Source organism: Affinundibacterium danionis (assembly GCF_042432465.1).
GTDB classification, from domain to species: domain Bacteria; phylum Pseudomonadota; class Gammaproteobacteria; order Burkholderiales; family Burkholderiaceae_D; genus Undibacterium; species Undibacterium danionis.
Window position 1 is genome coordinate 1 of record NZ_JBHLXJ010000007.1, and the last position, 12,471, is coordinate 12,471.

The 12,471-nt window shown below is 46.5% G+C and carries 8 protein-coding genes; 6 read left to right on the top strand and 2 right to left on the bottom strand.

Features of this window, described 5'->3' with window-relative positions:
- Window positions 1–220 precede the first annotated feature (220 nt).
- From ACFFJH_RS05800 to ACFFJH_RS05815, 4 genes are all read left to right on the top strand, one after another.
- On the top strand, window positions 221–754 hold the full coding sequence (locus ACFFJH_RS05800) for a hypothetical protein (RefSeq protein WP_390210825.1): 534 nt from the start codon (window positions 221–223) through the stop codon (window positions 752–754).
- A gap of 294 nt (window positions 755–1,048) precedes the next feature.
- Window positions 1,049–1,213, top strand: a complete 165-nt coding sequence (locus tag ACFFJH_RS05805; protein WP_390210827.1) for a hypothetical protein — start codon at window positions 1,049–1,051, stop codon at window positions 1,211–1,213.
- Between the two features lie 144 nt (window positions 1,214–1,357).
- On the top strand, window positions 1,358–1,654 hold the full coding sequence (locus tag ACFFJH_RS05810; RefSeq protein ID WP_390210829.1) for a hypothetical protein: 297 nt from the start codon (window positions 1,358–1,360) through the stop codon (window positions 1,652–1,654).
- A gap of 23 nt (window positions 1,655–1,677) precedes the next feature.
- Window positions 1,678–2,262 (top strand): class I SAM-dependent methyltransferase, encoded by a 585-nt coding sequence (locus tag ACFFJH_RS05815; RefSeq protein ID WP_390210831.1) that lies wholly within the window; start codon window positions 1,678–1,680, stop codon window positions 2,260–2,262.
- A 19-nt stretch (window positions 2,263–2,281) separates the two neighbouring features.
- Here the strand turns inward: ACFFJH_RS05815 and ACFFJH_RS05820 are convergent, their stop codons facing one another.
- Complete coding sequence (locus ACFFJH_RS05820; protein WP_390210834.1) at window positions 2,282–3,283, bottom strand: response regulator; 1,002 nt, start codon at window positions 3,281–3,283, stop codon at window positions 2,282–2,284.
- Window positions 3,280–6,993, bottom strand: a complete 3,714-nt coding sequence (locus ACFFJH_RS05825; RefSeq protein WP_390210837.1) for a PAS domain S-box protein — start codon at window positions 6,991–6,993, stop codon at window positions 3,280–3,282. The genes ACFFJH_RS05820 and ACFFJH_RS05825 overlap by 4 nt, the downstream gene beginning before the upstream one ends.
- Before the next feature lie 490 nt (window positions 6,994–7,483).
- Between ACFFJH_RS05825 and ACFFJH_RS05830 the strand changes: the two genes are divergently transcribed.
- Together ACFFJH_RS05830 and ACFFJH_RS05835 are read left to right on the top strand one after the other, a co-directional pair.
- Complete coding sequence (locus ACFFJH_RS05830) at window positions 7,484–8,683, top strand: response regulator (RefSeq protein WP_390210840.1); 1,200 nt, start codon at window positions 7,484–7,486, stop codon at window positions 8,681–8,683.
- A gap of 108 nt (window positions 8,684–8,791) precedes the next feature.
- Window positions 8,792–12,457: a hybrid sensor histidine kinase/response regulator gene (locus ACFFJH_RS05835; protein ID WP_390210842.1), complete on the top strand. Its 3,666-nt coding sequence runs from the start codon at window positions 8,792–8,794 to the stop codon at window positions 12,455–12,457.
- The last annotated feature ends 14 nt before the right edge of the window (window positions 12,458–12,471 follow it).

The window sequence follows — 12,471 nt, forward strand, 5'->3', positions numbered from 1 at the left end:
GTCGTGATTCATGATCAATTCTCCTCAAAATAGTGCCTTCACCGTTGAAGGCTTGAGATAGAATTGTAATTTTGAATTTCGGAGTTGGTATGCTTTGTTTTCTCCGCGTAGCGGCTTCGTCCAACATGGCGCTCAACCTCGCTCCCTTCGGTCGCTGGACGCTGCGCGATAAAGCCGCGCAGCGTCGGTTAGCTCTACGTTAGATTTCTGGGAGAGTTAAGTGGCAAAAGAAAAGAAAACTTATAAGAAATACGACAGCTCCACGGATGAGCTAAATTTCACGTTTTCTTATAACGAAAAGGAGACAGCCGAGCTTCATGCGAAGTTGAATGGATCAAATTCGATTACAGATGAAGACCTAAGAAGGGTTTCACTATGGAAATCTGATAGAGTGCTTTCCGTGACTCAAGATACTCTTCATGTTTTAAATAGATTGTCAGCAAGCACAAATATAAACCTAGACGACGATATCGTTAAAGAAGTATTAGAAAAGCTGGTCTTGTCGCAAGGTATTGGCTTCCCTATGGCCAGTGCTATCCTCAAATTTATAAAGCCAGATGTATTCCCAATAATAGATGTTAGGGCTTACAGAGCATTAACGGGCATAAAGCCGTATTACGGCACGTATAGCTACGAAAAGTATATTGAGTATGCCAAAGATCTAACCAAAATTGCATCAGCAAACAGTCGCCCTCTACGTGAGATTGATGAACAGCTTTATTGCTTTGATCAAAAAAATAACGGCCCAATATGAAATCTAACAATTTGCTGTACTCGGCCCCAACTATGCGCCACAAGCTCGCTCTGCTCCGTTGGGCTGGTAAGCAAGGCGTTATGTGTATTAGGGGGGCGCTTGATTTCACTACCTGAGAATCACGAGCTAATTGGATTTTTTGAGGCCGAGCCACGGATTGTTGGACCTGATACGATCCCATGGGAATATCAAGAATTAACATTTGTCACTCAAAGGGGTGGCGATGAAGTTATTGTGATAATTGGCGCATCCTTTAGTGAATTTTCTATAAGTTGGAGACGACTAGGAAAACAATTGATTCAGATGACGTTAATTGAGCTTGATAGCATCCGAATTGAATTGCAACATAACGATGAGTTCTTGATGGCAAGTGGCGTGGTCGCAGATCACACAGCATTGTTGAAGTTGCGTCTAAAGCCTGAGGTCGCGATCGAATTTGAACAATTACACATACGATAGTTACACATAACAAGACGATCGACAGAGAATTGCGTATGACAACTTCAGTTCTATTTATTTTAATGAAGGCGATCCCTTCATCTCTGCGTTGAGGTTGAATTTGGGCTTACTCTCAACAACTCCTCAAATTAACTTTAAAACTCCATGGAAAACACCGATTACATCTGGATCATCACCAATCTAACAGGGATTTTTCTCGGCTTATTTTTTAAGCCAAAGATGTCAAGCTTGATCGTGTTGGTGCTGTTGATTTTAGGCGTGATAGGATTTTTGATTGGCATTTATGCTGCGTGGATTCCTGCTGAACATTTATGGTTGTTGGTAATGGCCTTGCCGATGTCGATTACTGTGTTTGGTGCAGCGGTGTTGACTAGTTTGTGCTTGATGTTGATTAAGCGTTCTATTAGTCGCTCTCGAACCCAATCTGGTTCATCGACTTAATTTCAAGCATTCGTTGTAAAACTATGTCTATCGATTCCGCCACCGCCTACGAAACTCACGCACTAGAATTTCTACGTGCACGTGATCACTCAACAATTGGTACAGCGGTGTTGCAAGTTTGGTGTGCCAGTTTAAGTCCTAATGCGGAAGTGTTGGAGCTTGCCTGTGGTGCGGGTTTTCCGGTGACGAGTGTTTTGCACGAGGTGGGTTTGCAGATTTGGGCAATCGACAGTTCACCTACTTTGCTCGCGCATTTTCAAGAGCGGTTTCCATCCATTCCTGTGGCTTGCGCGCGGGTGCAAGACAGTACGTTTTTTTCTAAGCAGTTTGATGCGGTGTTGGCGATAGGTTTGCTATTTTTGCTTGATGAAGCGGATCAATTGGCTTTGATTCAGCGTCTTGCAACGCATTTGAAACTCGGTGGGCGTTTGTTGTTCACTGCACCGCTACAGGCTTGTCAGTGGCGAGACGCGAGCACTGGCCTTTTGTCACATTCGTTGGGGCAAGACGCTTATGTCGCTTGTTTGCAAGCGCATGGATTCGCAATGATTGGTCACTACGTTGATGAAGGTGAAAACCATTATTACGAAGCGCAGCGAGTTATTTAGTCTTTGGTTTTTCTACAGTTCAGGCCGCTGTCTCTTCCGCATATTTTTCTTTAATCTCGACCACCGCTGGTAATTGTGCGATAAACAAATCGACCAGTTCAGGATCAAAGTGTTTGCCTTTTTCGCTGAGTAATAGATCGACTGCTTGTTGTACTTTCCATTCTTTTTTGTAGGGGCGAACCGAGGTCAATGCGTCGAACACATCGGCGATGGCGACGATGCGCGCTTCAATAGGAATCGCTTCGCCTGCGATGCGATGAGGATAGCCGCTGCCATCAAATTTTTCGTGGTGATAGAGCGCTATCGTGCGTGCCATTTGGAGTAAGGGCGAATCGTGTTCGCCCAAGATCTCTGCACCCATCAAAACGTGTCTTTGCATCATTGCCCATTCGTCTTGATCTAGTTTGCCGGGTTTGAGCAAGACGTGATCTGGCGTGCCAATTTTGCCGATGTCGTGCATTGGTGCGGCATGGAATAATAAGTCGGCTTGGCTTTCGCTAAAGCCCGCTGCCAGCGCGAGCAGGCGTGAATAGTGACTCATGCGTATCACGTGTAAGCCAGTTTCATTATCGCGATATTCGGCAGCGCGACCTAAGCATTGGATGATTTGCAAACGGGTTTTCTGTAACTCGTCTGCACCAACCAAAGACAGATGTGTTTTGACCCGTGCGCGTACGACGGGCGGGCTAATCGGTTTGGTAATGTAATCCACCGCACCAACTTCAAAACCAGCAGATTCATCACTGACTTCGCTCAATGCCGTGACAAAGATCACGGGAATCGCCTTGGTGGCAGGATTGGCTTTGAGTCGTTGGCATGTTTCTAAACCCGTTAAACCCGGCATCATCACATCGAGCAAGATCAAATTCGGCGCTTCTTCTTGCGCGAGCTTGAGTGCCTTTTCACCATCGAGTGCGAACAAGAGGCGATAGTCTTCATGCAGCACTTGGCGCAAAATTTGCAAATTGGTTGCAGCGTCGTCAACAATTAGAATTTTAGGTCGCTCGTCTATTGGTTTCATGACAGAATTCCTTGAGGACGATAGTGATTGTATAAATTGGTTATCATAGTTCGTGCTGCGTCGAAGTCGAATGAATTGACGATTTGGTTGAGTGATTCGAAGTCAGACTCGGGCAATAAGGTGGCGAGTTCATCGAGTATATTTTCGGCCAATTCTCCGCGTGCTAAATTCTTATCTAATGCTTGCAATAGCGGGAGTAACTTCTCTGCATCTACCACCGTTTTTTCTGCGAGCATTGCAGCTTTGGGCGCGGTATTGGTTGTGATCTCGAATTCACCTAATGCTTCTACAACATTATTTATTTCAACTGCCAGTTGATCCAATAAAGAGTGGGAATCATGCGGCGTTTGTGTGCTGAGTTGTGCTTCTATGGCATTACATAAATTGGTTGTGCGAGAGAGTGCCAGATTGCCAGCCGCACCTTTTAGTTTATGTACCAATTCGGCGAATTCAATCGGCGCTTCTAGCATACTTCGCAAGCGTGGCACGGTATCGCGGAAACCTACTAAAAATTGTTGTAAGGCCTCACGGTGGCGCTGTTCACTACCCCATAAGTGTTGACCGCGGCTCCAGTCGATCACTGAGCCGCTAAGCTGTTCGATGGTCATGTCGATGGCCTTGCGGTGGCGCTTAGCGTCGTCAGGATTTCCTATATCCAACTTTAGTAAGCGGGCAATTTCATGTGTTAGGCGCGGCAAATCCACGGGTTTGTGCGCAAAACCATCCATGCCAGCTAGTTTGGTAGCTTTTATATCAGCTTCTAGTACACTGGCCGAGAAAGCGATGATGGGCGTAGGCGGCAGTTGATCTTTCTCTTCCAATATTCGAATTAATCGACTGGCTTCCAATCCATTTAAAATTGGCATTTGTACATCCATCAGTATGATGTCAAAGCGCTGCTTAGGGAAAATGTTGAGTGCTTCAGCGCCATTCGACGCCGTCGTGATGGTGTGACCCAGGTTACCTAGCATGACTTGTAAGAGTTCTAAATTTTGTGGCACATCATCAACGGCTAATATATTCAAGTGCGGGAGTTGAATAACATCGTTTTCTTCTATTGCTATTACTGCATTACCAAGGGCTAGTGGGATCTCAACATGGAATTGACTACCGACACCGAGCTCACTTTCAACCCAAATGCGACCATTCATTAATTCGATCAATTGGCGAGAAATGGATGTGCCTAGTCCGGTGCCACCAAAGCGTCGGCTCATAGACGCGTCGGCTTGCGCAAACGGAACAAAAATGTGATCCAATCGATCGGGCGCGATACCAATGCCTGTGTCTCGTACTCGTAAATGGACTTTATCGCCTTGCTTGTTGACGTGTAAAACGACTTCACCTTTTTCGGTAAACTTGATGGCGTTACCGATAAGGTTGAGTAGTATTTGTTGTATGCGTAGCGCATCGCCTTGGAAGTAGTCGGGTATCGATTCAGGGTAGTCCAAAATCAAGGGTAAAGCCTTGGTTTGTGCATTGATGCGCAGCGTTGCCATGACTTGCATGCAGACTTCGCGCAAGGAAAAATCCCGGACTTCTAATTCGACCGAGCCGTGTTCTAATTTGGCGGTGTCTAAAATATCGTTGAGTAGGGTGAGTAAGGAACGGGCGGAGTTGCGCACCGTAGTTAAATGACGACGTTGTGTTTCACTCACCGGTTCATTGAGTAGCACATCGGTGAAGCCCAAAATGGCATTCATAGGCGTGCGAATTTCATGACTCATATTCGCGAGGAAAGTATTTTTCGCAGCGGCGGCTTGTTCGGCTTTAATTTTTGCTACACGCAAGTCTTGTTCCATCGCGTGGCGTTCTGATAGGTCGCTAGCAAATTTAATGATTTTGTAGGGATGACCATCTGGATCGAAAATAGGATTGTAGCTACCGTGTATCCAGATCTCTTTGCCGTTTTTGCCGAAGCGCTGGAAATCCCCAGAAGTATAAATACCTTTGCGTAGCGTTTCCCAAAACGCCAGATATTCTGCGGAATTGCTTTCAGTGGTCGAGCACAACACCGCATGCTTGCGACTGACCAATTCATCGAGGCGGTATCCGGTGATATCCAAAAAATTTTGATTGGCATGCATGATGGTGCCGTTCAAATCAAATTCGACGACCGCCAGGGATCGACCAATCGCATTGACTACACCTTCGAATTCGGCATTGCGTTGTTTATTGTCGGTGATGTCGATGATGACGCCATCAATCCATTTAATCTCGCCATCTTCGCCGCGTACACCGCTGGCGCTCTCCGATACCCAACGCTCTTTGCCAGAGCGATCAATAATCCTATATTCGATCATGTACGCCATATCGGTAGCGAGCATTTCGCTCACTTTAGCGCTGGTCCACTGTATATCGTCGGGGTGCAATAGTTGCGCGAAGGTTTTTTTACCTTGTATGAAATCCTCGGGTGTCCATCCAGTCAGTCGCTCTACAGCATTGCTGATAAAGAGCATGCTCCAATCTTGGTCAAATCGGCAGCGAAACGCGATACCCGGTAGGTTGCCGATTAATGAGCGATATTGTTGCTCACTATTGCGTAAGGCTTCTTCCATCTGCTTGCGTTGGCTGATGTCGGTGATAAAGCCGACAAATAGCGTGTTGTTCTGCTGCGCAGCTTCGCCGATGGCGAGTCGCAGTGGAAAGCTGCTACCGTCTTTGCGCTGACCTATCACCTCACGACCAGCGCCTATAATTTTGGCGTCGCCACTGATCAGATAATTTCGCAAGTAGCTATCATGTTGTCCGCGTTGCGGCTCGGGCATAAGCATGTTGACATTGTTGCCGACGACTTCGTGAGATTGCCAGCCAAAGATGATTTCAGCGGCGTGATTGAAATCACGGATAATGCCTTTGCTGTCGATGGTGATGATGCCATCAACCGCAGTTTCGACGATGGTACGGGTACGTGCTTCGGTTTGTACCATGCGTTGATAAATGCTGCGATAGCGCAGTAAGACATTACCTGCAACCGTGATAAGTATGGCTAAGGTGGTGATACCCGCGATGGAAAGCGCCAGATCAAAATTGGAGCTAGGTGCCAAGTTGGATTCGGCGTTGATCATAAAGTGAGTTGCCTGCATGCCGGTGTAGTGCATTCCCGAGATAGCAGATCCGAGTACGATGCCGCTGATGATATCAATTTTATGCGCACTGATACGCTGATCGTCGATCAGCCTAAAACGTAACCACAATGCGAGTATGGAAAGTGCGACTGCAACGACGATGGAGACAGCAAAAATAGTCGGGTCAAAACGCAAGATCAAGGATTTATGTACCGCTGCCATGCCGCTGTAATGCATGACACCGATTCCCGCTCCAACCAGCACACCACTGACGAGCAATTGCCAGCGTGTCACACGTTCTTTTGCTATCAAGAGTAGTGCAATCCAAGATGCCAAAAAACTGGGCAGCATAGACATAATGGTGATTACTCTGTCATAGCGCGCCGTGCTACAAACGCTGAAGGCCAGCATGCCAACAAAATGCATAGACCAGACCCCAGAGCCAAGCACGAATGCGCCAGAGAGTAAATAAATTTGGCGATTAAATGTTCGCTTTTCCGTGCGAGCCATGCCTGCCAGTTGAAAGGCCATGATGCCGGCTAAGATCGCGACCGATAAGGACAGCGCTACTAGCGGCACATCATATTCGCCAGTGAGTAGGGATAGGGAGCTGCTGTTGCTTAAAAATAACTGGTCGAGTCGCATAACGAGCTTTTTCTATATTCTGTTGAAGTTGGCGCAAGGCCGGCCTGCGCGCAGAGATGGATGGGCGGAAAAAAGCTTGTATTTGGGAAATTGATTTTAGACTTATCATTAAAATCCCGCAAGCGACTAGCTGCTTGGCAAAGATAAGCTTGGTTTATTTATGTCAACAGATTCTAGTGGCTTGGCCTGTGTTGATATCTGAATTTAGATCAAGTCATTGTCGCTTTTTGTATTGGTTTGGTCTGATTGTTGCGCTCCTATGGATTGATGTAACTGGGGTTTCGGGGTATAAGTTAAATAGTGTTAGTATTTCTAATTGGCAATGTGTCAGGTGAAAACTCCCTGATTTAAATAGTTGGTAATTAATTACTGGTCTTAATCCACGTCGAGTGGATGTCTATGGGGTTGCGATGGGGGCGATGATGTCTATGTTCATGTCTGTGCCAAAGATTGACTGAGATTAATTGAAACTCCCTAAAAGGGTGGTGTTATGACTTTATCCGAGCAGCGCATAGAACAAACCGTACTGGTGGTGGATGACACTAAGGAAAATCTGAATGTCATTGGTCACTTGTTGCGACCGTTTTACCACGTACGTGTGGCTAACTCTGGCGCACGGGCATTGGAAATCGCCGCAAGTCTGCCGCAGCCAGATCTCATTTTATTAGATGTCATGATGCCGGAAATGGATGGCTACCAGGTATTGACGATACTGCGACAGCAAGACGAAACGCGTGAAATCCCTGTGATTTTTGTCACCGCAATGGATGACGATGAAAATGAAGAACATGGTTTGGCCTTGGGCGCGGTTGACTACATCAGCAAGCCTGTGAAGCCTATGTTGTTACTTGCGCGCGTCAAAGCACATCTTGAGTTGAAAGCCTCGCGTGATCGCTTGGCCAATCAAAATGCTTATTTGGATGCTGAAGTGTATCGGCGTACGCTAGAAAACGAAGTCATCAAAGATTTTAGTTTGCATGCTTTAGCGAGCTTAGCTGAAAAACGCGACAATGAAACCGGCAATCATCTGCATCGTACCAAGTCCTATATTGAGGTGCTCATGGAGCACCTTAAAGATCACCCTCGTTTCGCCAGTCAGCTCACTGATCCGGAAGCACGGAAACGAATTGCCAAAGCAGCGCCCTTACACGATATCGGGAAAGTGGGAATTCCGGACGGTATTTTGTTAAAGCCTGGAAAGCTAACCCCAGAAGAATTTGAAATCATGAAGACGCATGCGACTATTGGTGTGCAGGCGATCGACGATGCGATCAAGAGTGTGAGTCGCGGCCGGGAAAAAGAGGCGAACGGATTTATGCCTCCTATCATGTCCCCTCATCTGTTTAGTGCGTCTGCGCTTGATTTCCTGGAAGTCTGTAAGCAAATCGCAGGCGGTCATCATGAGAAATGGGATGGCTCAGGCTATCCCTTAGGTTTGATGGGCGAACAAATTCCCTTGCCTGCCAGATTGATGGCGATTGCGGACGTGTTTGACGCTTTAATCTCACGTCGTCATTACAAACTAGCGCATTCTTTAGAGGATACGATTGCGATTATTTCGGAAGGGCGTGGACGGCATTTTGACCCCGATATCGTGGATGCGTTCTTGGAAATGAAGGACGAAATTGTCGCTATCTCAGAACATTTTTCTGATCCTGAAGAGGATGTTGTGGCATTAGCTGAGGATTAATTTTAAATAGAAATTCCGATTAATCATGCGCTCGGCAATCAGATGGTGGATGGTTTTCTTTTGGGGCGATGTGGTATTGATGATTCACTAGCGTAGTAAAGGTATTCGATGTTTGCACTGACCAACACGCGTAATTTAAAACGTATACGTTTTCTATTGGTGTTTTTTTTGCCAGTAGCTTTTGCTGTTATTGCGGGCACGATTTTTGATAACCTGACACGCAGTGTGTTGACTGAAACGCAGGAGAGCTTGGCGCTGGAGCAAGAGCGAGATGTCAGCTCAGCGCGAGAGGCAACAGAGATTAGTCGCCAAGCTTTCGAAGTGCAAAAGATTGTTACCCAGACTTTGGGAAAAGCACAGTCCGGTCAAATTGAAAAAGAGCAGGCCTCTCAAATTCACGCAGCCGTCGCCGAGAAAGTCGCCAAGTTGGATCAAAGAATCCTGACATTAGGTACAACCCATGATTTCAACTTAGTGCAAGAAAAAATTCCAGCGGCTATCACTGCTTTTGCTGAATTTCGTCAATTTGTATTGGCCAGCACGGATAGCATTGCTATCGACATCAATGTGGCCAATCGTCATTTAGATCAAGCGGTAGAACATTATGCCGATTTAAATTTTATCTTGTCTGATATCGCCAATATTTATATGGAAAATGCGGTTCAGAACAGTGCAGCAGCGCGCCAGAAACTTCAGGATATGTCAGAACGACTCAGTCTAGTTAGCCAGGCGGGGGCTTTGGGTATGATTATTTTATGGTTGTTCATCGCGATGAATTTGGGGCGTCGCCTTGATCTAATTAGTATCGGTCTGCAAAAGCTGAGTTCTGGAATTGAGATCAATGACGAGAACAAAGTATTTCATGCAATTCAAACTCTGGCGCTAAAGCCCAGCTCCCTCATCAACGATTTGGCACGTGCTGTCACTGTATTCAAACGTGTCCAAGACGAGCGTACTAGCGCCTTGGTCGCTTTGAAAGAGCGAGAGGAATTGTATTCCAGCATTGTGGGACAAGCGCCTATTGGGATAGTGGTAGTCGATCTTGAGACGCTGCATTTCACTAATTTCAATCGTGCGACTTATGAGCCGCTTGGGTATACCGAAGATGAATTTCGAACCATAAGTTTGTATGATATCCAGGCGACTTTATCTCGGAAAGAAGTGGATGAACGCATAGATTTAATTATTTCCAATGGTGGTTTGGAATTCGAAAATCAGCGTCGTACAAAAGACGGTGGAGTGCGCGATTATTGGATCTCTATGCGTCCATTAATTTTGCGTTCAGGCACATTTCTTACTGGTATTTGGGTTGATATTACGAAGCGCAAACAAACCGAACGCGAGCTGAGTCATTATCGTAATGAACTCGAAGTCATCGTCAAAGAGCGCACCGCGAAATTGGCGACCGCGAGTGCCACACTGGAATTGCAATCTGCCGAGTTGCAGGCTGCAAATGAAGCCTTGCTGGTGGCTAAGAATTTGGCAGAGGAGGCGAATCGCGCTAAGAGTTCGTTTTTAGCCAATATGAGCCATGAAATCCGCACGCCTATGAATGCGATTATCGGTTTAACGCATTTGATACGACGTGATACGGTCAGTGAACACCAACAACATCAGTTAGATAAAGTGGCTGGTGCCGCTATGCATCTGCTTTCCATCATCAATGATATTTTGGATTTTTCAAAAATTGAAGCCGGCAAAATGAGCCTCGATCCTACCGATTTTGAGTTAGAGCGGGTGGTAGAAAATGTATTTGCTTTGACGAGCGAAAAAGCAGAAATGAAAGGCTTGGAGGTGATTGCCAGAATCAATGATATTCCTCCTTTATTGCATGGTGATGGGGTTCGTTTGGGGCAGATATTATTGAACTTCGTCACCAATGCGATTAAGTTTACTCAGAGTGGCAGCGTGATGTTAGTTGGGAGTATTGTCGATAAAACTGAAGATCAGGTGCGGGTGCGTTTTGAGGTGCGGGATACGGGTATTGGTTTGAATGCGCAACAGCAGGCTAAATTATTTGCCGCTTTTCAGCAGGCCGATGTATCGACCACCCGTACCTACGGTGGAACAGGTTTGGGCTTGGCGATTTGCCGCAGATTGGCCGATTTGATGGAGGGGCAGGTAGGAGTAGAAAGTAGTTTGGGTAAAGGCAGCACCTTTTGGGTGGAGCTTCCTTTTGGAACCAAAGTCTCTGCCGCGCCTCGTCCTATGAGCGCTTTGCCTCCCAGAACCAGAGTATTGGTCGTCGATGATATTCAGGAAGCCCGCGAGTTGCTAGTCGATATGTTGACCGACATGGGCGCACGTGCAGACTCTGTGTCAAATGGACGTTTGGCAGTTGAGAGCGTGATTAAAGCGGATGCTGATGGTGATCCTTACCAGATTATTTTTACCGATTGGCAAATGCCTGAGCTGAATGGAACGCAGAGTTGGCAACGAATACGTTTGTTGCCATTGAAGTTCATGCCGGTCTGTATTCTTGTGAGTGGCAGCAGTGGTTGCCCTACGGACGAGGTAAGTGTCGGTGGATTTACCGCTTTCATTCCTAAACCTGTGATGCCTGCTATGTTATTTGAAACGATACAAAGGCATTGGGGGCAAGCTTTTGCAAAGCGCGCGACTCAGCAGCCTAAGCAAATGGTACAGAGATTTAAAGCGGGAACTAAAGCTTTATTGGTAGAAGATAATGAGTTGAATCAAGAGGTTGCTGGGGAGTTGTTGCGTGAAATTCATTTGACTGTGGATATCGCAGAAAATGGGCAAGTGGCAATTGATCTCGCGCGCGAAAACAATTACGACGTGATCTTGATGGACATCCAAATGCCGGTGATGGACGGGATTACGGCGACCCGTCAAATACGCGAATTGGACGCTTATAAAACAGTGCCTATCATTGCGATGACCGCGAATGCATTTGCCGAAGACCGCAGTGCAGCGATAGAAGCAGGAATGAATGATCATCTAGCCAAACCGGTTGATCCGTATTTATTGGCTCAAATTCTTGCGGCGTGGTTGCCGCAAGCTATTGAGCTCAGTATCGAGCAGAATAAGGTGATGCCACAGATGGATTCTGCCAGTGGTTTGGACCATCACGAAGAAGCCGAGTTGCATACTATTTTGCTACAGATCCCAGGGTTTGATTTGCAAGCCGGCTTACGTTCGCTCAATGGCGATCTTGCTCGCCTGACCAATTTGTTGCGACGGTTTAGTGTTGAACATCATCAGGATGGGCGGCAAATGATCGAATTGATAGAGCAAGATCAAATGCAAGAAGCAGAGCGGGCTCTGCATACTTTGAAAGGCTTGGCTGGGACCTTGGGATTCTTGAAGTTACAAGAATATGCGGCGGATGCCGAGCGCAGTATTCGCTTACACGATCGATCAAAAACTCAATCCAACATTCAATCCCACACTCCATCAAACACTCCATCAAACACGCAGGCGCAAGCAGGCATCGGGCAATTGAAGACTGAGCTTAATAGTTTGGACATGGAATTAAATGTTGTGGTGCAAGCCTTGCATCGCTTGTTGCCACAGGCCTTGCCGCAGAGTCGTCCTGCTAAAGTCATTCAGCCAGATGCTCTGGCTGAGCAACTAAAGCAATTATGTGAATTGCTGGAACGAGATGATCTTGATGCCAGTGAGTTCTATGATCAATTGCGAGCGAGTATAGCGTTTCATTTTCCGCAAGCAGTAAAACGCCTGACGGCGGCTATAGACAATTTTGCATTTAGAGAGGCTTTGACGATTATTCGTGATGAAATGAGGACTTAGCTTGGGCTGAAGCG